General features: G+C 32.3%; 23 protein-coding genes. 8 read left to right on the top strand and 15 right to left on the bottom strand.

Annotation, left to right across the window (positions count from 1 at the left end; genetic code table 11):
* Positions 1-31 precede the first annotated feature (31 nt).
* Together HM982_RS04225 and HM982_RS04220 are read left to right on the top strand one after the other, a co-directional pair.
* The gene (locus tag HM982_RS04225) at positions 32-328 is read left to right on the top strand and encodes a DUF3817 domain-containing protein (protein ID WP_179351861.1); all 297 of its coding nucleotides are present in this window, start codon (positions 32-34) and stop codon (positions 326-328) included.
* Positions 321-1,559: a mechanosensitive ion channel family protein gene (locus HM982_RS04220; RefSeq protein WP_317167417.1), complete on the top strand. Its 1,239-nt coding sequence runs from the start codon at positions 321-323 to the stop codon at positions 1,557-1,559. Before HM982_RS04225 ends, HM982_RS04220 begins: the two co-directional genes overlap by 8 nt.
* Here HM982_RS04220 and HM982_RS04215 read toward each other — a convergent pair.
* The gene (locus HM982_RS04215; RefSeq protein WP_179351860.1) at positions 1,556-1,945 is read right to left on the bottom strand and encodes an acyl-CoA thioesterase; all 390 of its coding nucleotides are present in this window, start codon (positions 1,943-1,945) and stop codon (positions 1,556-1,558) included. The genes HM982_RS04220 and HM982_RS04215 overlap by 4 nt on opposite strands.
* 205 nt (positions 1,946-2,150) lie before the next feature.
* Here HM982_RS04215 and HM982_RS04210 point away from each other — a divergent pair, with 205 nt between their 5' ends.
* Positions 2,151-2,567 (top strand): glyoxalase, encoded by a 417-nt coding sequence (locus tag HM982_RS04210; RefSeq protein WP_179351859.1) that lies wholly within the window; start codon positions 2,151-2,153, stop codon positions 2,565-2,567.
* Positions 2,568-2,611: 44 nt separating this feature from the next.
* Here HM982_RS04210 and HM982_RS04205 read toward each other — a convergent pair whose 3' ends face one another.
* The 3 genes from HM982_RS04205 to HM982_RS04195 form a co-directional block, all read right to left on the bottom strand.
* Positions 2,612-3,289 carry a DUF2461 domain-containing protein gene (locus tag HM982_RS04205; protein WP_179351858.1) on the bottom strand — a complete coding sequence of 226 codons (678 nt, stop codon included), beginning with the start codon at positions 3,287-3,289 and terminating at the stop codon, positions 2,612-2,614.
* Between the two features lie 116 nt (positions 3,290-3,405).
* The gene (locus HM982_RS04200; RefSeq protein WP_179351857.1) at positions 3,406-3,570 is read right to left on the bottom strand and encodes a hypothetical protein; all 165 of its coding nucleotides are present in this window, start codon (positions 3,568-3,570) and stop codon (positions 3,406-3,408) included.
* Between the two features lie 141 nt (positions 3,571-3,711).
* Positions 3,712-4,614, bottom strand: coding sequence for a mechanosensitive ion channel family protein (locus tag HM982_RS04195; RefSeq protein WP_179351856.1), 903 nt, complete (start codon positions 4,612-4,614; stop codon positions 3,712-3,714).
* Between the two features lie 510 nt (positions 4,615-5,124).
* Between HM982_RS04195 and HM982_RS04190 the strand changes: the two genes are divergently transcribed.
* Complete coding sequence (locus HM982_RS04190) at positions 5,125-5,346, top strand: hypothetical protein (RefSeq protein ID WP_179351855.1); 222 nt, start codon at positions 5,125-5,127, stop codon at positions 5,344-5,346.
* A gap of 234 nt (positions 5,347-5,580) precedes the next feature.
* On the opposite strand, the gene truA is transcribed toward HM982_RS04190, so the two are convergent.
* The 11 genes from truA to HM982_RS04135 all read right to left on the bottom strand — a co-directional run bounded on the left by truA (position 5,581) and on the right by HM982_RS04135 (position 18,127).
* Positions 5,581-6,366 (bottom strand): tRNA pseudouridine(38-40) synthase TruA, encoded by a 786-nt coding sequence (gene truA / locus HM982_RS04185; RefSeq protein WP_179351854.1) that lies wholly within the window; start codon positions 6,364-6,366, stop codon positions 5,581-5,583.
* Positions 6,367-6,516: 150 nt separating this feature from the next.
* On the bottom strand, positions 6,517-7,332 hold the full coding sequence (locus tag HM982_RS04180; protein WP_179351853.1) for a prohibitin family protein: 816 nt from the start codon (positions 7,330-7,332) through the stop codon (positions 6,517-6,519).
* 10 nt (positions 7,333-7,342) lie between these two features.
* Complete coding sequence (locus tag HM982_RS04175) at positions 7,343-9,376, bottom strand: VWA domain-containing protein (protein ID WP_179351852.1); 2,034 nt, start codon at positions 9,374-9,376, stop codon at positions 7,343-7,345.
* A gap of 82 nt (positions 9,377-9,458) precedes the next feature.
* The gene (fabG, locus tag HM982_RS04170) at positions 9,459-10,205 is read right to left on the bottom strand and encodes a 3-oxoacyl-[acyl-carrier-protein] reductase (RefSeq protein ID WP_179351851.1); all 747 of its coding nucleotides are present in this window, start codon (positions 10,203-10,205) and stop codon (positions 9,459-9,461) included.
* A 285-nt stretch (positions 10,206-10,490) separates the two neighbouring features.
* A complete protein-coding gene (gene sucD / locus HM982_RS04165; RefSeq protein ID WP_179351850.1) occupies positions 10,491-11,363 on the bottom strand; it encodes a succinate--CoA ligase subunit alpha in 873 nt (290 codons plus the stop codon).
* 257 nt (positions 11,364-11,620) lie between these two features.
* Positions 11,621-12,556, bottom strand: coding sequence for a UDP-3-O-(3-hydroxymyristoyl)glucosamine N-acyltransferase (locus HM982_RS04160; protein WP_179351849.1), 936 nt, complete (start codon positions 12,554-12,556; stop codon positions 11,621-11,623).
* Positions 12,557-12,622: 66 nt separating this feature from the next.
* Entirely contained in the window at positions 12,623-13,189 is a 567-nt protein-coding gene (efp, locus tag HM982_RS04155) for an elongation factor P (protein ID WP_179351848.1), read from the bottom strand.
* An 85-nt stretch (positions 13,190-13,274) separates the two neighbouring features.
* Positions 13,275-14,060, bottom strand: a complete 786-nt coding sequence (gene lpxA, locus HM982_RS04150; protein ID WP_179351847.1) for an acyl-ACP--UDP-N-acetylglucosamine O-acyltransferase — start codon at positions 14,058-14,060, stop codon at positions 13,275-13,277.
* Between the two features lie 364 nt (positions 14,061-14,424).
* Positions 14,425-15,831 carry a bifunctional UDP-3-O-[3-hydroxymyristoyl] N-acetylglucosamine deacetylase/3-hydroxyacyl-ACP dehydratase gene (locus tag HM982_RS04145; protein WP_179351846.1) on the bottom strand — a complete coding sequence of 469 codons (1,407 nt, stop codon included), beginning with the start codon at positions 15,829-15,831 and terminating at the stop codon, positions 14,425-14,427.
* On the bottom strand, positions 15,818-16,846 hold the full coding sequence (gene lpxD, locus HM982_RS04140) for a UDP-3-O-(3-hydroxymyristoyl)glucosamine N-acyltransferase (protein ID WP_179351845.1): 1,029 nt from the start codon (positions 16,844-16,846) through the stop codon (positions 15,818-15,820). Before lpxD ends, HM982_RS04145 begins: the two co-directional genes overlap by 14 nt.
* A gap of 51 nt (positions 16,847-16,897) precedes the next feature.
* On the bottom strand, positions 16,898-18,127 hold the full coding sequence (locus HM982_RS04135) for an HD domain-containing protein (RefSeq protein ID WP_179351844.1): 1,230 nt from the start codon (positions 18,125-18,127) through the stop codon (positions 16,898-16,900).
* Between the two features lie 38 nt (positions 18,128-18,165).
* Between HM982_RS04135 and porX the strand changes: the two genes are divergently transcribed.
* From porX to HM982_RS04115, 4 genes are all read left to right on the top strand, one after another.
* The gene (gene porX, locus HM982_RS04130; RefSeq protein ID WP_179351843.1) at positions 18,166-19,713 is read left to right on the top strand and encodes a T9SS response regulator signal transducer PorX; all 1,548 of its coding nucleotides are present in this window, start codon (positions 18,166-18,168) and stop codon (positions 19,711-19,713) included.
* 322 nt (positions 19,714-20,035) lie between these two features.
* On the top strand, positions 20,036-20,500 hold the full coding sequence (tsaE, locus tag HM982_RS04125) for a tRNA (adenosine(37)-N6)-threonylcarbamoyltransferase complex ATPase subunit type 1 TsaE (protein ID WP_246296566.1): 465 nt from the start codon (positions 20,036-20,038) through the stop codon (positions 20,498-20,500).
* 247 nt (positions 20,501-20,747) lie between these two features.
* The gene (locus tag HM982_RS04120) at positions 20,748-21,302 is read left to right on the top strand and encodes a hypothetical protein (RefSeq protein ID WP_246296565.1); all 555 of its coding nucleotides are present in this window, start codon (positions 20,748-20,750) and stop codon (positions 21,300-21,302) included.
* 965 nt (positions 21,303-22,267) lie between these two features.
* A complete protein-coding gene (locus HM982_RS04115) occupies positions 22,268-24,175 on the top strand; it encodes a S9 family peptidase (protein WP_179351841.1) in 1,908 nt (635 codons plus the stop codon).
* Positions 24,176-24,226 lie beyond the last annotated feature (51 nt).

Here is a 24,226-nt window from a genome sequence, read left to right as displayed (position 1 = left end):
TCTACAGTATTTTTGCACAAAACGTATAATCATGTCAAAATTATTGCCTGTTTTTAGAATTGTAGCTTTATTAGAAGGTGTTTCGTATATTTTATTACTATTTATTGCCACTCCTATTAAGTACTTTTACGAAGACGATCAATACGTTAAAATGCTAGGCATGCCACACGGTATTTTATTTATGGCTTATGTGGTTATTGCTGTTTTAATTAGTTCTGACATGAAATGGCCAAGCCGAACGCTTTGGATTGTTTTATTTGCTTCCATCATTCCTTTTGGCACGTTTTACATTGATAAAAAATACTTAATCAAGTCGCGTCGTGCTTAATATTAGACATATTTTATACAATTTCCTTATTGAAGAAGGCTTTTCAGAAACTACAGCTAAGTATCTTAACATGCTTGGGCTTCTTATCGCCTTAATTGCCATTTCACTCATTGTTGATTATTTAACGAAACGCTTCCTTAGAAGGTTTTCTACTGGTCTTGCTAAACGTACCAAAACAAATTTTGATGATATTCTCATCACCAATAAATTACCTAAAAATATTGCGCATATTATTCCGCTATTAATTCTAATCGAATTTATACCTCAAGTCTTTACTGATTTTGAATTTATTCAGAACATTATCGAAAAAACCTTAAAGGTCATTGCGATAGTACTGACACTTCAAATAATTAGAAGTTTTTTAAGTTCAATAAAAGACTACCTTAAAACCTTAGTGCGCTATAAAGACAAGCCTATTGATAGTTACGTACAGGTCTTTATGATTTTTGCATGGATGCTAGGTGCTTTTTCAATTTTAGCGATTATTACAGGGGTTTCGTTTATAAAATTTGCTACCACTTTGGGTGCCGCTTCTGCCGTAATCATTTTGATTTTTAAGGATACTATTTTAGGGTTCGTTGCCAGTATTCAAGTCTCTATAAACGATATGGTTCGTATTGGTGATTGGATTACGTTTCAGAAATATGGTGCAGACGGAACAGTTACAGAAATTAATTTAGCCACTGTTAAAGTGCAGAACTGGGATAAAACGATTACTACAATTCCGACTTACGCCTTAATTTCAGATTCATTTAAAAACTGGAGAGGTATGCTGTCTTCAGGCGGACGACGTATAAAACGTTCAGTGATTATAAAAACATCTACTATAAAATTCCTTAATGACGAAGATATTGAACGCTTTAAAAAAATTCAATTGGTTTCAGACTATTTAGAAGGCCGTTCTAAAGAAATTACAGACTATAACTCGAATAACAATATTGACAAAACTGTTTTAATTAATGGCAGAAATCTGACTAATTTTGGGATATTTAGAAAATACCTTCAAACTTATATAGACAATCACTCTGCCATTAATAAAGAGATGACTTTAATGGTTCGTCAATTAGAACCAACACCTCAAGGAATTCCTATGGAAATCTATGCGTTTTGTAAAGATCAGCGTTGGGTAAATTACGAATATATTTTAGGTGATATATTCGATCATGTACTCGCTTCGGTAACGTATTTTGATTTAGAAATCTATGAATTAGCCTTGAGCAATAAAGATTAATCTTTTAATCTGTTTTTCACAAACTCTACTTCTATTTTACCATGAGGTTTAGGTTTTCCGTCAGGACCTAAATTTACCATAACAATATTATCGATACTGATTATGGTTTCTCTAGTCATTTTATTTCTAACCTCGCATTTTAAAGCTATAGACGATTTTCCAAATTTTTTCACTAAAATACCAATCTCTATAATATCGCCTTGCTTTGCCGATGCCATAAAGTTAATTTCAGACATGTATTTAGTAACAACCCTTGAGTTTTCGAGTTGAATAACCGTATAAAGCGCTACTTCTTCATCTATCCAAGCCAAAAGCTGACCTCCAAATAATGTGCCATTAGGATTTAAATCTTCGGGTTTAACCCATTTTCTTGTGTGAAATCTCATGCGTCTTTTTTTTATTTTTTGTTTAAGTAATAAGAGATGCTAAAGATAATACTAACTTCCTACACGAGATATAGAATTGTATTCGTTTTTTGAATGTTAAAATCTATAATGTTAATAAAAGGGTTAACAAGAAGTTTGCACGCTTTACTGAAGTGTTGGCTTATTCCTTAATTTTAATTCCGAATTAATCCTTAATCATGTAATCATGGCTACAAGATTTAATAACCTACTCTCCATTAGACCTCAAATTTTATCTGCTAAAGTGTATGATGGTATAAGTGCAGACGAATCATTTCAGAATAAAACTTTACGACCAATTATAAAACTACAACACGATTTGTTTGTTGCTGTTTTTAAAAATTATGTTGTGAAACACAAAGGTGTGTTCTATGATTTGACTTTAGAGGCCAAACTCGACTATATCTCTAATGCCATTCAGAAAGATATTAAATTTCGAAATTCTTTAAAAGGAATGATTATCGGCCAATTTACGGTTGATGAATACGAACTTTATATTAAGAATTCATCAGCATTAAATAAACGTATGATGGCTATTGTTAAGGAACGCTTAATTCAAAGTGTTCAACTTTTTTCATCGCCCGAATATTTACAGAATATTTAGTTTATTGGGTTAATTAATAATTGCTATTGGAGCTTTTTTCTCCCCTACAGCATAGATTCTCCATTGAGATTTGTGGTTAATACATCAGTCATATAATCTAAAAAAGGTCTAACGTCTTTAAAAGACTGGTTAACTTCCTGAAGAAAACTCTCTGAAAGTACCGCTTTATCCGTGTATTTTTTAACAAAAATGAATTGTTTTTTTCTAATTAAATCAATTGCAGGATGTGATTTATCAAAGCCTTTTGGTGCCGTTTTTAATTCGTTTCCTGTAAAATTCCCCCAAGTCGCCTTAAAGGTTTTCTCATTTAAAATAGCACGTATTTCACTATCGTCCATTTCAAACTCTTTACGTATTCGTAGTAAATCTTCCTTGTTAGGATCCCAAAATCCTACAGCAATAAAGGATTCATTATTTGGTTGAATATGTAGATAATAACCGCCTCTAAGTTCTGGTTTTTTTCTCGCAAAAGAACCCGCAAAATGCGTTTTATAAGGGCGTTTATTTTTAGAAAACCTTACATCTCTGTAAACCCTGAATATCTTAATTTTTTCAATTTGATCGTGAGCACTCATTAATTCACCCAAATAGTTATAAGCTGACTTTGCCTTTGTTTCAATAGCTTTAAATTCTGGTTTATGTTCATTAAACCAATCGCGATTATTATTTTTTTCAAGTTTTGTAAAAAAAGTTAATAGGTCTTTTGGGATGAAATGGTTCATTTGATTTGCTTATTATTTAAATAAAACTTTTTGAAAATAGAAAAATTAGAATATTTGTATAAAAATAAAAAAAGCCATCGAAGGATGGCTTTAATATTATAATATTTAAGATACTTTTAGTCAACTGCATCTTCTACGTCGTCAGCAGCATCTTCAATCGCGTCTCCTGTATCGTCAACAGCATCTTCAATTTTGTCTCCTGTATCTTTTTGTTCTCTACAGCTCGTTGTCATTAGACTTAAACTAAATAAGGCTATAAATAAATAACTAAATTTTTTCATTGCTTGTGGTTTTATGGTTAATAATATGTGCCACTTTTGTTGTGGTGACTTAAGCAAATATCACTAACATTTGCCTAAGTAATTTGCTCTTTCCCTAGTAGTTTTGACTCATTAAGAAAAGTGCAATTTATTTTATAACCGTTAACTATTTTTAGATGAATTATTAAAATTAGGCGTATTCATTTCAAGTTTATTATCAAATTGAATCGTTCTAATTGGGAATGGAATATTGATTCCTGCTTTATCATAAGCTTTTTTAATTTCTATTATAGCTTGTGTTTTTGCTCTTAATTTTTCTAGCAGGCTTTCCGCATCAATCCAGAAACGGCATAAATAATTAATAGAACTTCCTCCAAATTCGGTATAATAAAATTCAACGTCATCAGCAGAGTCCACTTGGTTAAAAGTGTTAGCTATTACGTCCTTTGTTAATTGTTCTACTTTTTCTAAATCTGAATCATAAGCAACACCACACTCTAAAAATATCCGCATTTTTGTTGTTAAGGAATAGTTTTTTAAAGGATTGTCTAAAATGGTTTTGTTAGGAATAATAACAATATTGTTATCCGCTTCTTTTAAAGTAAAGTCTTTAAGGTTAATATCCATAACCTTACCTGAAAAACCCGTTGTTTCTACCCAATCTCCAATTTTAATTTTCTTCCTAAAAGATAGTATAAGTCCTGCAAATGTATTGGCTAACGTTCCTTGCAATGCTAAACCGATAGCTAAACCAACAACACCTGCACCAGCTAATAAAGATGTTAAGGCTTTACCTAAATTTAAAACACCTAATGCTATAAAAAATCCTAAAGCAACAATAATTACTGCACTGACCCTAGCAATTGCTCCTTTAATAGAATCTTGCTCTATACGTTTATCGGCTAATTTACCAACTAATCTACTTACATATTTAGCCATAAAATAGGCCAAAATCATTACTAATATGGCTAAAATTAGATTCGGTATATTCTCTATAACAGCATTAAACCAATTAATTAATTTGTCGACGAGGTTTCCTAAAGCTGTATTAAATTGTTCTTTCATAACTATTATTTGGTTTAACTAAGGTCTCTGAGTATGTTTTAAAATCATCTCTAAAACATTTTTTCTCCAAATATCGCTATGAATTTATGTCAATGTTTGCTCATACCTCATGAGTTTTAACCCAAACCAAAGTTCACTTTAGAAATTTTTATGCAAAATATAATTTATAATACGAATAACTAAATCTAAAAGTTTCACAAAAAAACAGCACTTTTATAATGCGGTATAAAGGCATTTATATTTAGTAATCATCACTTTAGACGCGTCTTAATTATTGTTTAGCGTAACGAAATGCTAATTATTAAAGTTGAGTTGTGAAAAGAAATTGAACAGATTAATTTTGATAAATATGCAATTCATTAACATAAATTTAAGTAAAATGTTGAATTTTAAGGGAATTCAAGCATAAGTTTTACACTATTGTTAATTATTATCAAATAAATTTGTGAGTTGTAAGATTTTTTACTATCATGCACTACTTTTAAAAACACACAATTTATTTAAATATTTATGGGTAGACCAGCAACAAGACCAACAGCACTAAAAGACGGTTTCTATATTGAGATTAGAAATAAAGGCTCAAGATCAGGTGTAAAACTATACAGTGGCACCAAATTACAGATGCATCGCGCAATTAAAATGTATGAACGTTCTAAAGAAGTTATCATTTTAGGCGAATCTGTAAATGGTAAATTTGTAGATAAAGAGCCAAAATTACATGTAGCTGAATAAACTTGAATTCTACTTTTAATCTAAATTCTTATTTAAACTAAGGTATTGTGATTGTTTTCTTTAAACGATATAAGATTCATTCTTATTGACTGATTTTAAAAATTAATTTGGAACAACTCTTACAATTAAATAATTTACTTTTTATAACATTTTAGATTAAAATAGAATAATCAGAAAGTTACATAACTAACCAATTCAACCGAAAGCATTAAATTTAGATTTGATGCTTTTTTTTTATTCAAAATCTACCCTATGAAGAATTAAGCCAGATGCTGGAGCAATATAATCCATCACCTCTGTACTTTCCATTTTTAAAGTCGCTTCTATATATTCTAAACTTACATCACCACGACCTAATTTTATTAAACAGCCAAACATTAACCGAATCTGATTTCTCATAAATCCTTTTCCAACCACTTTTAGCACATAAGATTTCTCTGGAAAAAAATTAGCCTTATAAATTGTGTTATCTACTATTTCTGAAACTTCAATCGTTCTAATATATTCGCCTTTATCAGTAGCTCTATAACAATAGGTTTTAAAATTATGCGTGCCTTCAAATAATTTAGCACCTTGCTTCATTAATTCTACATCGAGAGGCTCCAATATTGTTGTTAAAATTGGCGCACAAAATGGATGATTTTTTTGCCCCTGAGAAAACACATAATGATATTCTTTTATTTTAGAATCTTGAATAATATTAAATGTTTTATCTACTTCCTTAATAGATAATGCCCTGATATCTTGTGGTAAATTATGATTAAACAATTCTAAAAACGCATCAAAATCATTGATAGGTTCGTTGTAAATAAACAGCTCTAAAGCAGCTTCGTTAGCCGAAACCATAGCGTCAGTTCTGCCGGCACCTAAGGTTTTAAATTTGGTGTCTTGGAGAATAAATTTTAGCGTTCTGTCAATCATTAAATGTACCGTTTTAACATCGGGTTGTTTTTGCCAACCATGAAAACGATAGCCTAAATATTGAATTTTAATGAGGTAATAGTAGCGTTTATTAAACATAATGGTGCTAAATTATTAGAGTCAAAAAATACAAAGGTTCCAACCTATTTGATTCCTGACAATCAGTATTCTTAAATCTTACAAATAAAAAACCCTTAAGATTTCTCAAAAGGGCTTTTGAATATAAATTTTATTGAAATCGCAATTCTTTTATTGATTTCCTAAAATAATAGGTAATCCACTTTCTCCTGAACCAATAATAATCGTTTTACTATTAGGTGATTCAGATAATTTTACTGTCGCTTCGATACCTTTATCCTGAAGGATTTTATCGGTTAAAGATGCACTCAAGATACGGTTAGCATCTGCCTTACCTTGTGCATCAATGATTACTTTTTCAGCTTCTTTTTGAGCTGTTACCAATCTAAATTCATACTCTAGAGATTCTTGCTCTTGTTTTAACTTACGCTCAATAGCTTCTTTTATAGTCGGTGGTAACGTTACATCTCTAATTAAAATATCATTTAATTGAATATATTGTGGCTCAACCAATTTTTTAGTCTCTTCATAAATCTCTTCTTGTATCGCATCACGCTTACTAGAATACAATTGCTCTGGTGTATATCTTCCAACCACACTTCTTGCGGCACTTCTAATAGCTGGTTGTAACACACGTCTTAAATAGTCTTCTCCTTTTTCATTGTGTAATTTTCCAAGATTATTAAAATCTGGTTGGTACAAAACAGAGGCGTCTAATTTAATATCCAATCCATTTGAAGATAGCACAGACATTTTTTCTGGTACTTCTTGTTGACGGGTTTCATAATCAATTACACGATTCCATGGCGCAATAATATGAAAACCTGGTCCTAATGGTGTTTTACCAGAAACTACACCACCATTAAGCGTTTCGTACAACACACCTGCATGACCAGAATCTAAAGTGACAGCAGATTTTGCTAAAACTATGATTAAAAGTACAACACCTATTAAAATCGGTAATCCAATCTTTGGTAATTTTTCCATCTTTATTTATTTAAATTAATCCGTTATATTTTCTGATAAACCACTCCATAAAAAGGCTTAAAGCAATTAAACCGAGTAGATATTTCCAATCTATCAAAGGTACGATATTTTTAATGCTTTTTTGAATGGTTTTATAACGATTATCACTAAGTAAATCACCAATTAACGTCTTATATTCTGATGTAAAATAAGCCTGTCCTTCACTAAGATTTGCTAAGGCTTGAAGTTTTGTAATATCGGCATTTAAAAATTGCAGCTCTACATTATATTCTAAAACCTGAAAGCTTCCAGAAGCAGTAACCGCCTCTGAGTTATGCTTTATAGTAAAATCATATAGACCAGCATCAATTCCACTTAAATCAACTGAATAAGTACCATTATTCAGCAAAAGTGGTATTTCCCTAGTAGTGTTATTGTCTGTGTTTTTTAATACAATACTCAATGATGCTGAAGCATCAAACTCATAATTTTTATTAAAATATTGTGCTGAAATAAGCACATCATCATTACCATTATAAAATGACTTATAATCAATATTAATACGCTGTCTTTGCTTATTAGAACTTAAGTATTGCACCAATTTATTAATAAATTCATCAAAGCCATTAAAACGGTTTGTGTTTAGAAATGACTGTGCGCGCCATCGCCAAATATCTTCACCCATTAAAATCGCATGTTTAGTAGAATTAGCTTCAAAAGTCGCTAGCAATATATCATCAGTAGTAATACCATTTATAGTTTTGTACAACATCACGTCATGCGGTACTGAAATTTTTAGTGGCCCAAATTCAGATTTTAAAGGCGGAAAACTATTGAAATCTAAATTTTCTACGATAAAAGTTCCATGATTTCTATTTAAACTTGGCTGGTAATTTTCAGTCTGATTGGTTATCGTTTGTTTAAAATACGATTGACTTTCATTTAAGAGATTCCAATTGGTAGTAGTACCTGAAATAACAAAAGAATTAATTTTTTGATTTTCAATTTCTTTTAAAACTGAATTAAAACTAGTGTTGGGCTGGTATAAAATAACCAACTGAAAATCACTAATTTTATTTAGGTATGCATCAGGTTTCAATATTGAAACGCTACGCTGCTCATTACTTTCTATCGCCTTTTTTAAAGCGCCTAAGTCTGGATGTAGACGGCCATAAACTAAAGCTATGTTTGTTTTTTGATCGATTACTTCAACGCCAAAATTTTTAGTGTTATTTACTGTATTTTTTTCATTATCTAAAGCTACTAATTCCGCACGATACGTTTTAACACCAACACTATTTGCCATTAATGCAGTAGAAACAATTTCTGAAGTTTTTGAGGCATCAAACTGAAGCATCTTTCTGAATACAACAGAATTACCTGACCATATTTTTAATTCAGTATGTATTGCATCGTTGCCACTGTAATTCGCTATAATCTCAACAGGAAACTTGTTTTTTAAATAGACGTAGCGATTTACATTCAGCTGTTTAATACTTAAATCTGAATGTACAGTAGAATCACCAAGAATCACAGGATAAATGGGTTGTTTTATACCTTTTGCTATATAACTATAATCAGAGCCATAGGTTTGATTTCCATCACTCAGCACTACAATTGGTGCAGTTTGGTTGGCATAAACCTCACCAAATTGACTTAAAGCCTGCGAAAGGTTAGACTGGCGTTCGTTGAAGTTTAAGCTATCTAATGTAGTCACCGATTTCCCAAAACGATAAGCTTTAATATTAAAACGCTCATTTAATTCATCATTAGTATTTAGAGCTGTAACGATATCATTGGCTTTTTGATCTTGTTTTAAATATGAAATAGATTCTGAATCATCTACAGCAATAACAAGGGTAGGCTTTTCATCAAAATAAGTATAAGATTCAAACTTTGGATTGATGAGTAATAGTAAGATACAGAAGATTGAAATTGTTCTTAATGCCGTCAGTAAATATTTAAGATTCGACTTTAATTTCGATTTATACAAATACTGAAACAGCGCTAATAAAAGCGCTGTGATTGCAGCAATTGTAATGTATATAATTGTGTCTGTTTGCATTAAACAATTTAGGATGTACAAATTATGATTTACTTATTAAATCTCTAGTAATATCATAAAATTCCTGATTAATCAAGATTTTTTATGTTAGCATTCCGCCATCTACATTAAGTGTTTGCCCTGTTACATAAGCACTTAAATCACTGGCTAAAAACACACAAGTATTAGCGATATCTTCAGGAGTTCCTCCTCTTTTTAATGGAATTGCATTTCGCCAACCTTTTACGGTTTCTTCGTCTAATTTTGCGGTCATTTCGGTTTCAATGAAACCTGGAGCAACAACGTTACTTCTAATATTACGTGACCCTAATTCTAATGCTACTGATTTAGAGAACCCTATGATTCCGGCTTTTGAAGCGGCATAATTGGTTTGTCCTGCATTACCTTTTACACCGACTACAGAACTCATATTTATTATAGAGCCTTTGCGTTGTTTCAGCATGGTACGTTGTACGGCTTTTGTCATATTAAAAACCGATTTTAAGTTGACTTCAATAACTTTATCAAAGTCCTCTTCTCCCATTCGCATTAAGAGGTTATCTTTTGTGATTCCTGCATTATTCACTAAAATATCAATAGCACCAAATTCTGCTAAAACAGCTTCTACTAACTTTTGAGATTCAAGAAAATCAGCCGCATTACTTTGATAGCCTTTGGCTTTAATACCTTTAGCATTTAACTCTTTTTCTAATTCATTTGCGGCTTCTACAGATGAACTATACGTAAATGCCACGTTTGCACCATGTTCTGCAAAAACTTCAGCAATACCTTTTCCGATACCACGGCTAGCGCCTGTTATAATAGCTGTTTTTCCTTTTAAAAGTTTCATATTTATAATATTAGTCCAACGCAACCTTTCCCATTTCAGCTTCGCTAAGCAACAAATGAAAAGGATTTTGGATGTTAATTTTGATTTCTATTTGATTTAAAATTTTATTCTCGTCTGTTTATCTGATGTTTTTAAAGTGACTGTCTTTAATTCAGAAAGAATCGGGTAAGACATCAACTCAAAGATACAATTACAAATTGCAAGAAATAAAAAAACCTCACAAGAATTTGTAAGGTTTTTAACAGTTTTTTCTGAAATAATTTCAGTATTTATTTAGGAAATAGATTAGCCTAAAACTTCAGCTACTTTCTTTCCTATTTCAGCAGGAGAATCTACAACGTGGATGCCACATTCTGCCATAATTTTCTTTTTAGCTTGAGCAGTATCATCACTACCACCAACAATAGCACCAGCATGTCCCATAGTACGACCAGCAGGTGCAGTTTCTCCAGCAATAAAACCAATCACAGGTTTTTTACTTCCACTTTCCTTGTACCATTTTGCAGCATCAGCTTCTAATTGACCACCTATTTCACCAATCATAACGACTGCTTCTGTTTCTGGGTCATTAATTAATAATTCAACCGCTTCTTTAGTTGTTGTTCCGATAATTGGATCACCACCAATACCAATTGCTGTTGTAATTCCTAAACCTTGTTTTACAACTTGGTCAGCTGCTTCATATGTTAAAGTACCTGATTTAGAAACGATACCAACATTACCTTTTTTAAAGACAAAACCTGGCATAATACCAACTTTAGCTTCTCCAGGAGTAATAACACCAGGACAGTTAGGACCAACTAAACGACAGTCTTTATTTTTTATATAACTAGACGCTTTAATCATATCTGCAACAGGAATACCTTCAGTAATAGTAATAATTACTTTGATGCCTGCATCTGCAGCTTCCATAATAGCATCTGCAGCAAAAGCTGGTGGTACAAAAATAATTGTAGTATCTGCACCAACTTTCTCAACAGCTTCTGAAACTGTATTGAAAACAGGTTTGTCTAAATGTATTTGGCCGCCTTTTCCTGGAGTAACACCTCCAACAACGTTTGTACCATATGCAATCATTTGCTCTGCGTGAAATGTACCTTCACTACCTGTAAAACCTTGAACTATAATATTAGAATTCTTATTAACTAAAACGCTCATTTGATATTGTTGATTTTAAGTTTTATAATTTGTTGTGCAAAAATAAGAGATTTAATACGCAAAAGCGACCTCTTTTATAATTTTATTTCGTTAGTTCAAGTTCGTGCTATAAAAACATTTAAGTTATTTCTTTAACAATTGCAGCAATCACTTAACCATATATTGTCCACGCTGTTTTCGCTTATATATTTTACTTTAAATGTAGAAAAACTTAAAACGATGTCTAATAATTAAATTAACACGTACTATTAATTACATTACAGATTTTTCAATTTTTGAAGAATCTCAGGGATTTTTTTCACATAAGCTAGGTCTTTAAACGAAATCCTTGCTTCTTGCGCTGGCGTACCAAAATAAGTTTTACCTTCTTCAGTTGGATTGTTTAAGCCCGCTTGTGCATAAATCACTGTACCTTTAGCTATTTTTATTCCACTTTTAATTCCAACCTGACCCCAAATAGTCACCTGATCTTCAACCACAACACAACCTGCAATTCCTGTTTGTGATGCAATTAAACATTTTTCACCAATTACGGTATCGTGACCTATTTGAATCTGATTATCTAATTTTGAACCTTCACCAATGGTCGTATCTCCTGTAACACCTTTATCTATTGTGCAAAGTGCACCAATATCTACATGATCTTTAATAACCACACGACCACCAGATTTTAATTGATCATAAGCTTCTGGTCTGTTTTTATAATAGAATGCACTAGCACCTAGAACAGTCCCTGCATGAATCGTTACATGGTCTCCAATTACAGCATCATCATAAATACTTACATTAGAGTGAATCACACAATTTTTACCAATCGTTACATTGTGACCTATAAAACAGTTGGGTTGAATCACGGTACCTTCTCCAATGATAGCGTCTTTTGCAATAGCACTATTTGAAGCTTTAAACGGCTTAAAATGTTCTGTAATTTTATTAAAATCCCTAAAAGGATCGTCAGAAATCAAAAGGGCTTTCCCCTCAGGACAGTCCACATCTTTATTAATCAAAACAATAGTGGCTGCAGACTCTAACGCTTTATCATAGTATTTAGGATGATCTACAAAAACAATATCACCTGGTTCTACCACATGAATTTCATTAATGCCTAAAATTTCAAAATTTTCAGGGCCTTTAAATTCGCAATCAATTAGTGTTGCGATTTGTTTTAAAGTATGTGGCTTGGGGAATTTCATTTCTCAGTTTTAAGTTTTCAGTCGCAGTTTTCAGCCTATTCACTGAGACTGCGACTGCAACTGAATTTATTCTTTAATACGCTCTTTGTAAGTACCTTTATCGGTTTCAACTTTAATTTTATCACCTTCATTGATGAATAATGGTACATTAACTTCTGCACCAGACTCAACCGTTGCTGGTTTAGTAGCATTAGTTGCTGTATTTCCTTTTACACCTGGCTCTGTAGCGGTCACTTCTAATATAACAGAAGCTGGTAAATCTACAGAAAGTGGCATATTATCTTCAGTATTGATTTGAATTGTTACCACTTCGCCTTCTTTCATTAAATCGGGTCTGTCTAAGGCAGATTCTAATAATCGTATTTGTGTATAATCGGCTTCATTCATAAAATGATAAAATTCACCATCATTATATAAATATTGAAATTTATGAGTTTCTACACGCACATCTTCAATTTTATGGCCTGCAGAAAAGGTGTTATCTAAAACTTTACCTGTAGTTACACTTTTCATTTTAGTTCTAACAAAAGCAGGTCCTTTACCTGGTTTTACATGAAGAAATTCTATAATTTTATAAATATCGTTGTTGTACCTTATACATAATCCGTTTCTAATATCTGATGTACTTGCCATAATGTTGCTTATTATTTTATTCGTTTACAAGTCAAAAAGCGGTTAATTTTTCTGACTTGTTTAATTATTAGTTTTCTTGAAAAATTTAATTCGATTTGAAGTAACCTTTCATAATACCACGATGTGAATTCTTAATAAATTGAAGAATCTCATCACGCTCTGGAGTGGCTTCCATTTCGGCTTCAATTAAATCTGAAGCTTGGGTATTATTGTAATTTTTTTGATAGAGAATTCTATAAATATTTTGAATCTCTCTAATTTTATCTGTGCTATAACCTCTTCGTCTTAGGCCTACAGAGTTGATTCCAACATAAGATAAAGGTTCTCTACCAGCTTTTACAAATGGAGGCACATCTTTACGCACTAAAGATCCACCAGTTACAAAGGCGTGATTTCCAATAGAACAAAACTGATGTACAGCTGTCATACCTGCTAAAACCACAAAATCACCAACAGAAATATGACCTGCAAGTGTACTATTGTTAGAGAAAATACAGTTATTACCCACAATACAATCGTGCGCAATATGACAATACGCCATAATAAGACAGTTGTCACCGATAACGGTTTTCATTTTATCTGAGGTACCACGGTTAATCGTAACACACTCGCGAATGGTAACGTTATCACCAATTTCTACAGTGGTATCTTCGTCGTTATACTTTAAATCTTGAGGTACAGCTGATATCACTGCTCCTGGAAAAATATTACAGTTTTTACCTATACGAGCACCTTCCATAATCGTTACATTACTTCCAATCCAAGTCCCTTCACCAATTTTTACATTATTATGTATGGTTGTAAAAGGCTCTATAACCACATTCTTTGCAATCTTTGCACCAGGATGTACGTATGCTAACGGTTGGTTCATTTTTCTAATTTTTATTTTGATAAAGCGGTAAAAATGTGTTCGCTTATTGAACGTTGTTGACTTAAAATACTTTTGAGGTCAGCTCGGTTCATTTTTCTAATTTTTATTTTGATAAAGCGGTAAAAATGTGTTCGCTTATTGAACGTTGTTGACTTAAAATACTTTTGAGGTCAGCTCGGTTCATTTTTCTAATTTTTATTTTGATAAAGCGGTAAAAATGTGTTCGCTTATTGAACGTTGTTGACTTAAAATACTTTTGAGGTCAGCTCGGTTCATTTTTCTAATTTTTATTTTGATAAAGCGGTAAAAATGTGTTCGCTTATTGAACGTTGTTGACTTAAACTAATGTACAAGCCTACTCGGTTTATTTCACTTTTGAAATTTGTGCCATTAATTCGGCTTCAGCACATAATTTACCATTGGTATAAGCATAACCTTGCATGTGACAAATACCTCTTCTTATTGGTGTAATTAAAGAACACTTAAATATTAAAGTATCGCCAGGCACCACTTTTTGTTTAAATTTCACCTTATCCATTTTCATGAAGAAAGTTAAGTAATTTTCTGGATCTGGTACGGTACTCAATACTAATATCCCTCCTGTTTGCGCCATAGCTTCAACAATTAAAACTCCAGGCATAACGGGTGCACCAGGGAAGTGTCCTTTAAAGAACTCTTCGTTCATGGTTACATTTTTCATACCAATAACGTGGTTATCGGTCAACTCATAAACCTTATCGATTAATAAAAACGGTTGTCTATGAGGCAGCATGTCCATAATTTGATTCACATCCATTAAAGGCTCTGAATTCAAATCGACTCTAGGCACATTATTTCGTCTTTCGTTTTTTATTATTTTAGACATTTTTTTCGCAAACTGTGTGTTTACAAAATGTCCTGGTTTATTAGCGATAACTTTCCCTCTAATACGCGTACCTATCAATGCCAAATCGCCAATAACATCTAATAATTTATGACGTGCTGCTTCATTAGGATGGTGTAATGTTAGGTTGTCTAAAATACCATTTGGTTTTACTGCAATATTATCTTTATTAAAAGCGACTCTCAGTTTTTTCATGGTTTCTGGAGAGAGTTCTTTATCGACATACACGATAGCATTATTTAAATCTCCACCTTTAATTAAACCATGCTCTAAAAGCATTTCAATTTCATGTAAAAAACTAAAAGTTCTAGCATCTGCAATCTCAGTTTTAAAATCTGAAATAGTATTAAGTGTGGCGTTTTGAGTGCCTAAAACTTTAGTCCCAAAATCTACCATCGTTGTAATTTGGTATGAGTTTGCAGGCATTAATATAATTTCACTTCCTGATTCCTCATCAGTATATGAAACGACTTGCGTCACTTCATAGACTTCTCTAAATGCTTCTTGCTCTACAATACCTGCTTTTTCAATAGCTTCAACAAAGAACTTTGAAGAACCGTCCATAATTGGCGGTTCTGATGCATCTAGTTCTATAAGTGCGTTATCAATATCTAAACCAACTAAAGCTGCTAAAACATGTTCGCAAGTTTGGATGGCAACACCATTTTTTTCCATACTCGTTCCACGTTGCGTATTGGTAACGTAGTTAGCATCTGCCTCAATTTTTGGAGTTCCTTCTAAATCTGTACGTTGAAATACAAACCCTGAATTCGCTTCTCCGGGTTTAAAAACCAATGTAACATTTGCACCAGTATGAAGTCCTACACCTGTCAGTGTAACTTCCTTTTCAATGGTTTTTTGCTTCGTTTCCGTTCTAATTAGTGCCATCTACTTTTTTATCGATTTCGTTTATATTTTTTACAATTTTAGGTAAATTTTTAAAATGTACATAAGACTTATTAAAGTCACCATAACCAAATGCAGGTGAGCCTTGTAAAACCTCATTATCTTTTACATTTCTACCTATACCAGATTGCGCCTGTACTTTAACATTATCACCTATAGTTAAATGGCCAGCGATACCTACTTGACCACCTACTTGGCAATGTTCGCCTATTTTAGTTGAACCTGCAACACCTGTTTGTGCTGCAATAACTGTATTTCTACCAATTTCTACATTATGAGCTATTTGTATTTGGTTGTCTAATTTTACACCAAATCTCAAAATTGTAGATCCCATAGTTGCGCGATCAATGGTTGTTCCGGCTCCGATATCTACTTCGTCTTCTAAAATAACATTACCTGTTTGAGGTATTTTAGAATAACCACCCATTTTATTTGGCGCAAAACCAAAACCATCTGCCCCAATAATTACTCCTGAATTTATAACACAACTTTTTCCGATTATACAATCAGAATATACCTTACCACCTGGATAAATTGTTGTGTTGTCTCCAATTTTTACATTATCGCCAATAAATACATTAGGGTAAATCTTTACATTATCTCCAATTTCAACATTATTACCTATATAGGCAAATGCTCCGATATAGATATCGTCGGGCACTTTAACAGATTCTGCTATGTAACACGGTTGCTCAATGCCTGTTTTATTTGATTTTATACGATCGTAATACTCCAACAATTTAGAAAACCCTTCGTAAGCATCATCAACTTTTATTAGTGTTGTTGAAATGGGTTTTTCAGGTTTAAAATCGGCATTCACAATAGTAATGGATGCTTCAGTTGTGTATATATGAGGTGTATATTTTAAATTGGATAAAAAAGTTAGTGAACCCAGTGTTCCTTCTTCTATTTTAGAAAGTTTAGAAACTTCAATGTTAGGGTCGCCAACAACTGTTCCTTCCAAAATACCTGCGATTTGTTCTGCTGTAAATTTCAATGAATAAATTTTAAAGTCACGGTTGGTTTCCGCAAAAATAGAAAAAAAGGATCACATTTTCTTTTTAGGAAAGCACATATAATATTTTGTGATTGGTTTACTGAGTGCTTTTAAGTTTAATTGGTCGGATGCTTTAACGATATCCTTAATCTTTCCGGTCTTAAATAAAATATTGATTTTCTGATTCTTATTAACGTAAGCTTGATTAATTAGCACGCCTTGAAACACAAAATATTCAGCTTCATGCTTTGTGACTTTATGCTTTTTAATCATGGCATCTATATGATTTTTTAAATCTGAAGTTGGTATGGGTTTATTTTTTAACTTAACTTTCAATAAATTCCGATCCAAAATCATCTGACAAAGGTTACGCAGCACAAAATCATCACAATTTTGCCATTCTTTTAAAGCTGCAACAATATCGTAATCATCTAATTTTGAAAAAACCGTTAAGGTTTCGGCATTAAAACTTTCGGAATTTATTTCAGAAGATAAAAAATAATACAAAGCATCACTACATTTTAGCTCTACACCTTGCTCCACTAATTCCTTTGCCCGTCTCAACGTTCCCATTAATAATTGCTCGGCCACAACGCCTGTTTTATGCATGTAAACTTGCCAATACATAAAACGTCTAGCGATTAAAAATTTCTCTACACTCAAAATCCCCTTTTCTTCTACCATCAATTGGTCATCAACCACATTGAGCATTGTAATTAAGCGTTCGCTATTAATATTTCCTTCCGCAACTCCCGTATAAAAGCTATCACGCTTTAAATAATCGGCTCTATCCATATCTAGTTGGCTAGAAATGAGCTGACACATAAACGGTCTTGGATATTCCCCTTTAAAAATAGAAATGGCTAACGTTAAACTTCCGTTAAACTCTAAATTGAGCTCTTCCATAAATCGCAATGAAATTTCCTCATGAGAAACATCATTTACAATACTATGTTCCATGGCATGAGAAAAAGGACCATGACCAATATCGTGTAAAAGAATAGCAATTAGCAAACCATTTTCTTCGTCTTCAGAGATTGTAACCCCCTTAAAACGAAGCACATTGACAGCGCGCTGCATTAAATGCATACAACCTAAGGCATGATGAAAACGTGTGTGATGAGCACCTGGATAAACTAAATAGGATAATCCCATTTGACTAATTCGACGTAACCTCTGGAAGTATTTATGCTGAATAATATCGAAGATTAACGAATTTGGAATGGTAATAAATCCGTAAATTGGATCGTTAAAGATTTTAAGCTTATTGTTTGTAGGCAAAATTCATTATATTAATTAGAAAACAAATATACCACAACATGATAAATATTCTCTGGGTTGACGATGAAATCGATTTATTAAAGCCTCATATTATTTTTTTAGAGCAAAAAGGTTATGATGTTACCACTTGTCAAAGCGGTACTGAAGCTCTAGAAGTTATTAATGATATAAATTTTGATATGGTCTTCTTAGATGAAAATATGCCTGGTTTAACAGGACTGGAAACTTTAAATGAAATTAAAGAACGACGTGCCAATTTACCTGTAGTAATGATTACTAAAAGTGAAGAGGAATATATTATGGAAGAAGCTATTGGTAATAAAATTGCCGATTATTTAATAAAACCGGTTAATCCGAATCAGATTTTATTGAGCTTGAAGAAGAATTTAGACCATTCGCGTTTAGTTTCTGAAAAAACAACTTCAAATTATCAGCAAGAGTTTAGAAAAATCGCCATGGATTTATCTATGGTAAACTCTTTTGAAGAATGGGTAGATTTATATCAAAAACTCATTTACTGGGAGTTACAGCTTGAAGGCATTGAGGATGTAGGAATGACCGATATTTTAGAATCTCAAAAAACGGAAGCCAATATGCAGTTTGGTAAGTTTATTGAAAAAAATTACGAAAATTGGTTTCAGCCAAACACCGATGCTCCCGTAATGTCTCATACGTTATTTAAAGATAAAGTCGTTCCGGAATTAAGCGATAAACAGCCAACGCTTTTAGTGGTAATAGATAATTTACGCTACGACCAATGGAAAGCTTTTGAGCCTATTGTGAATAACTACTATAAAAAAGCATCCGAATTAGCGTTTTACAGTATTTTACCTACAGCAACGCAATATGCCAGAAATGCTATTTTCTCCGGACTGATGCCAGCAGACATGGAAAAACTGTATCCAAAATATTGGAAAAATGACACTGATGAAGGTGGAAAAAACTTGCATGAAGATGATTTTTTAAGAGAGCAACTTAAGCGTTTAGGGTTGAACCATCTCAAATATGAATATCACAAAATTACTAACCTACGTTCAGGAAAAAAATTGGTAGAGAACTTTAAATCTCTTAAAGACAATGACCTTAATGTTATTGTTTACAATTTTGTTGATATGCTCTCCCACTCTAAAACGGAAATGGAAGTCGTTAAAGAATTAGCTTCTAATGACAAAGCCTACCGTTCGTTAACAGTTAGTTGGTTTAAAAATTCGCCTTTGTTAGAAATGATTCAATTATCACAACAACTCGGTTTTAAATTAATCTTAACCACAGATCACGGCACTATAAATGTAAAGGCTCCAACTAAAGTTATTGGCGATAGAGACACAAGCTTAAACCTACGCTATAAAACTGGGCGAAGTTTAACGTATCAAAATAAAGATGTACTAGCTGTTAAAGATCCTAAGTCTATTCATTTACCAGCCTTAACTATGAGTAGTTCATTTATTTTTGCAAAAGGGGATCTCTTTTTAGCCTACCCTAACAACTTTAACCATTATGTAAGTTATTACAGAAACACGTATCAGCATGGTGGTGTTTCTTTAGAAGAAATGGTTATTCCATTTGTTGTGATGGATCCAAAATAAAAGTAGCTTAAATAAGCTATTAAACAATATCCCCCTTATATATAAGTAACTAAAAATAAACAAGCTGTAAACATATTTAAGGGGGATTCTTAGTTCGGAACTAAAATTAGCACTTCGCATAAATACTAGTACGCTATTACTTATGATTTTTTACAAATTTCAGAATATGATATAGCTCTTTAATCGCTACCTAGAAGTTGATTACCAACCTCTAAGAGCAAAAAACACTATAAAAAGCTAAAAAATCCGACGAAATGCACTTTTTCTTAGGTTATATAAAAAATTATACTTACCATTGTAACATAAAATGCAAAACAACAGTTTGAAAACTATTGAGTTTACATACCATTTAAAAGACATAGACAATATTGCTGTGAGCGTTTTAGAGCATTTGGATTCTAAAACCTTGCTATTTAATGGAAGTATGGGCGCTGGAAAAACAACATTTATAAATGCCTTGTTAAAAGCAATGCAAAGTAAAGATGTAGCCACCAGTCCAACCTTCTCAATTGTAAATGAGTATCGTTTACCAGATGAAAAAGTCTATCATTTTGATTTCTACAGAATAGAATCTATAGATGAGGCTTACAATTTTGGGATTGAAGATTACCTCAATAGTAATCATTGGTTGTTTATGGAATGGTCTGAGCGTATTGAAGAATTAATACCCGAAGACAGCCAAACGGTTACCATTAGTAACATAGAAGAAAATACAAGATTATTACAGCTAACCATAAAAACAGAAAAAACGACTAAAAACAAAGCTATAAAAACAGTAATAAATTAGAATACATATTAGTAATATTCCTACAAAAAATAACAACTTTTACGGAAAAACCGTAATTGGAACATCATGATTTAGTGGACTTTAACTACTTTACATTTGTAAGCACTTAACAATACTTATATCTTTGAAGTAATTAATTAATTAAAATCCCTTTAAATTATGAAAACTAAAAAAAATCTTATTTTAGCAATTGCTATCTTCGGAGGAGTGTTATTCACTGTACAAGCAACTAACATTATTGACTTAGATGGACAAACTACTAATCAAATTGACAAAAGAAAACTCAAAATCCGTACACACGGATAAAAACATTTATAGTAGAAGCATTTTTACAGGGAGTTTGTTAGCTATTTTAATAGCATCAACTCCCTTTATCTTTTATCTTTATGAACACGCTCCAGAGACTGAAGTATGGGAAACGTGGCTTTTTACATATAGAAGTGGTTTTTATGGGGACGCTAAAATAGGTTTATGGTCTATTTTACAAAAGTTTGTTCCGTTAATGTTACTCTTTATATGGTTCTTTACTTGTCGTCATTGGTGGTATCATGCCATTTTAGTTCCGATTGCAATGTTTTCTTATCAGATTGTTGGTGCTATAAATGATGATATGGTTTTCTTTGATGAATTTCAACTACTATACCTTGTTCCTTTGATGGCATTCATTGTTCCATCAATCTATTTGATTAGAGCAAAAATGTTCAACCAAATAAATAATGCAGACAAAACACTCAAAGAAATGGAAGAAGAATTTATGATTAAGCCTAAAGGCGTTTGGAGTAGAATAAAACAGTACTTTTAGAGCTGAAGATTCACCTACTGTTAAGTATATCATTGATATGTTTTTATTAAATTAACATAGAAAAATGGTTTTATCGCTACCAGAAACTTAAAAGTGTAAGGTTATAGACCAACTCTAATATCTATCTCTATTGCTTCACAATCAATAATTAATTTCCGAATTAAATAACACCTTTTTGCCCCCTACTAACATAATTAATTTTAAAATAGTTCTAGATTTATTTTACCAAACCGGCTTGAAAAACCTATTATAGCAATATTGTGTATATTAAAAGAACAAGTTACTAACATTATTCATTATTGCCTTAAAAGATTAATTTCTGATTAAATTGATTAGAGAAAAATCTAAATACTATAATTAGGAATGAAAAATTTATTTTTTTAAGGCCCGTAGTTGCTACAATAATAGCTGAGTATCTATAAAATTGCTAGAACGATGGCGTAGACATTAACATCAAAACTTATACCTCTATTATTTTAACGATTTGGGTTCTCCCCAATAGACATCATTGGTATCACACCTTATTGGTACCGATAATTATACATATATCAAATCTTTATTATCTTAAATGACGATATAAGATTATTAGATACAGAAGAACAAAAACTATACTTACTACCATTAATAGCAATAGCTATTCCTTATATTTATTTGATAAGAGCAAAAATGTTTAATCAAATAAACTACGCCGACAAAACGTTGGAAGAAATGGAAAAAGAATTTATGATTAAGCCTAAAGGCATCTGAAAAAAAAATATTTTTAGAATTAAAATTAAAAAAATTACAGATTAATAATTTACACCTCTTCACTGCGCTAATAACAGAGTAGGTTTTATTACAATTCTAATTTTATTACTCTACCCAATCCTGAAGAAAATTCTTAACTTTACATTTCATTTCAATTTAAAAGTCAATTTTTAGATGTTATGACATATAAAAAATCAACTATTCATTTTTTTGTAATTATGAAAAATATAATCTTTATTATTAGTCTTATGTTAAGCAACAGTTTTTTAAATGCACAACAAACTATGACACCAGAATTGTTATGGCAAGTACAACGTATAAGTGTTTTGGGGCTAAATGAAGACGAATCAACACTCTTTTTTACTGTAAAAACACCTAATATTGAAGAAAACAATTACGACACCAAATATTATAAAATGCCTGCAATTGGTGGTGAGTTAGTTGAAATAAAGGAAGAAGACACTGAAACTATAGACAAAAACATTTCATCAGATGGTAAGTACCAACTATTTAATGACGAAGTTCATATTGAGAACATAAAAGGAACTGATCTCTATGAAAATTTAGACAAATCGAATGTGTATGTGTTTTCAGATTTAGACATTCGCCATTGGGACACTTGGCAAGATGGTAGTTACAATCATTTATTCTATAAGGAAGTCGATTCTGAAGACACAACAGGAATTGATATTATGCCTAACGAACCTTACCACACCCCTCAAAAACCGTTTGGGGGCGATGAAGATTATATTTGGTCTCCTGATAGTAAAGCTATTTACTATGTTAGTAAAAAACTAAAAGGTAAAGCCTACGCTACAAGTACAAACACAGACATTTACAAGTACAATCTAGCCTCAAAATCTACTAAAAATATCACTGAAGATAACAAAGGCTACGATACCAATCCGGCGTTTTCTTCAAATGGTGCGTTGGCGTGGTTACAAATGAAAACCGATGGCTACGAAAGTGATAAAAATGATATTATCGTTTTAAACAACGGCATTAAACAAAACCTAACCCAACAATGGGATGGTTCTGTAAGAAGCTTTACATGGAGTAACGATGGCAAAGAAGTGTATTTCACAGCACCTGTGGATGGCACCATTCAAATTTTTAAAGTGAATTACCCAGGCAAAAAACGAATTGCTCCAGTAGTAGTAAAACTTTCAGAAGGTCAATTTGATGTCACTAGCATTATCGCTCAAAAAGACAATACCTTATTAGTGACAAGAACTGATATGAACCATGCGGCAGATATTTTTAGTTTTGATTTAAAAGAGAAAAACTTCAAACAGTTAACTGACATTAATAAGGATCTATATGCTAGTGTAGATTTGCCAAAAGTCGAAAAACGTTACGTCACCACTACAGATGGCCAACAAATGTTAGTTTGGGTCATTTTACCACCTAATTTTGATGCTTCAAAAAAATATCCCACGTTATTATATGCGCAAGGTGGTCCACAATCTCCATTATCTCAATTTTATTCGTACCGATGGAATTTCCAACTCATGGCATCACAAGGCTATATTGTTGTAGCTCCTAACCGTCGTGGTATGCCAGGACATGGTGTTAAATGGAATGAAGCCATTAGCAAAGATTGGGGAGGCCAAGTGATGGACGATTACCTGTCTGCTATTGACGATATCGCAAAAGAATCCTATGTAGATAACGACCGTTTAGGTGCTATTGGCGCAAGTTTTGGTGGTTATTCTGTATTCTATTTAGCAGGTATTCACAACAACCGCTTTAAAACCTTTATTTCTCACGATGGTGTTTTTGATACCAGATCTATGTATGGCACCACGGAAGAATTATTCTTTGTCAACCACGATTTTGGAGGCGCTTATTGGGATAAAGACAATAAAAATGCACAAAAAGCTTATAATGAATTTAATCCTGTGAATAAAGTTGCCGAATGGAATACGCCTATGTTAATTATTCAAGGTGGAAAAGATTACAGAGTGCCAATTGAGCAAGGTTTAAGCGCTTACCAAGCGGCACAACTATTAGGACTAAAAAGCAAATTATTATATTTTCCTGAAGAGAACCACTGGGTGTTAAATCCTCAAAATGCACTCGTATGGCAACACGAATTTTTTAAGTGGCTGAAGGAAACCTTATAATAATTCATACCTTTAAGTACACATGGCGTTTATAATAACCCACTAATCAAT

Source organism: Winogradskyella vidalii, assembly GCF_013403955.1.
In the GTDB taxonomy this organism is placed as follows: domain Bacteria; phylum Bacteroidota; class Bacteroidia; order Flavobacteriales; family Flavobacteriaceae; genus Winogradskyella; species Winogradskyella vidalii.
This window is presented reverse-complemented; position numbering and strand designations above follow the sequence as displayed.

Bases quoted from the DNA above. Each gene is read 5' to 3' on its own strand.
- HM982_RS04225 (WP_179351861.1), top strand. From the start codon at position 32: ATGTCAAAATTATTGCCTGTTTTTAGAATTGTAGCTTTATTAGAAGGT.
- HM982_RS04215 (WP_179351860.1), bottom strand. From the start codon at position 1,945: ATGAGATTTCACACAAGAAAATGGGTTAAACCCGAAGATTTAAATCCT.
- HM982_RS04210 (WP_179351859.1), top strand. From the start codon at position 2,151: ATGGCTACAAGATTTAATAACCTACTCTCCATTAGACCTCAAATTTTA.
- HM982_RS04205 (WP_179351858.1), bottom strand. From the start codon at position 3,289: ATGAACCATTTCATCCCAAAAGACCTATTAACTTTTTTTACAAAACTT.
- HM982_RS04200 (WP_179351857.1), bottom strand. From the start codon at position 3,570: ATGAAAAAATTTAGTTATTTATTTATAGCCTTATTTAGTTTAAGTCTA.
- HM982_RS04195 (WP_179351856.1), bottom strand. From the start codon at position 4,614: ATGAAAGAACAATTTAATACAGCTTTAGGAAACCTCGTCGACAAATTA.
- HM982_RS04190 (WP_179351855.1), top strand. From the start codon at position 5,125: ATGGGTAGACCAGCAACAAGACCAACAGCACTAAAAGACGGTTTCTAT.
- truA (WP_179351854.1), bottom strand. From the start codon at position 6,366: ATGTTTAATAAACGCTACTATTACCTCATTAAAATTCAATATTTAGGC.
- HM982_RS04180 (WP_179351853.1), bottom strand. From the start codon at position 7,332: ATGGAAAAATTACCAAAGATTGGATTACCGATTTTAATAGGTGTTGTA.
- HM982_RS04175 (WP_179351852.1), bottom strand. From the start codon at position 9,376: ATGCAAACAGACACAATTATATACATTACAATTGCTGCAATCACAGCG.
- fabG (WP_179351851.1), bottom strand. From the start codon at position 10,205: ATGAAACTTTTAAAAGGAAAAACAGCTATTATAACAGGCGCTAGCCGT.
- sucD (WP_179351850.1), bottom strand. From the start codon at position 11,363: ATGAGCGTTTTAGTTAATAAGAATTCTAATATTATAGTTCAAGGTTTT.
- HM982_RS04160 (WP_179351849.1), bottom strand. From the start codon at position 12,556: ATGAAATTCCCCAAGCCACATACTTTAAAACAAATCGCAACACTAATT.
- efp (WP_179351848.1), bottom strand. From the start codon at position 13,189: ATGGCAAGTACATCAGATATTAGAAACGGATTATGTATAAGGTACAAC.
- lpxA (WP_179351847.1), bottom strand. From the start codon at position 14,060: ATGAACCAACCGTTAGCATACGTACATCCTGGTGCAAAGATTGCAAAG.
- HM982_RS04145 (WP_179351846.1), bottom strand. From the start codon at position 15,831: ATGGCACTAATTAGAACGGAAACGAAGCAAAAAACCATTGAAAAGGAA.
- porX (WP_179351843.1), top strand. From the start codon at position 18,166: ATGATAAATATTCTCTGGGTTGACGATGAAATCGATTTATTAAAGCCT.
- HM982_RS04120 (WP_246296565.1), top strand. From the start codon at position 20,748: ATGGACAAACTACTAATCAAATTGACAAAAGAAAACTCAAAATCCGTA.
- HM982_RS04115 (WP_179351841.1), top strand. From the start codon at position 22,268: ATGAAAAATATAATCTTTATTATTAGTCTTATGTTAAGCAACAGTTTT.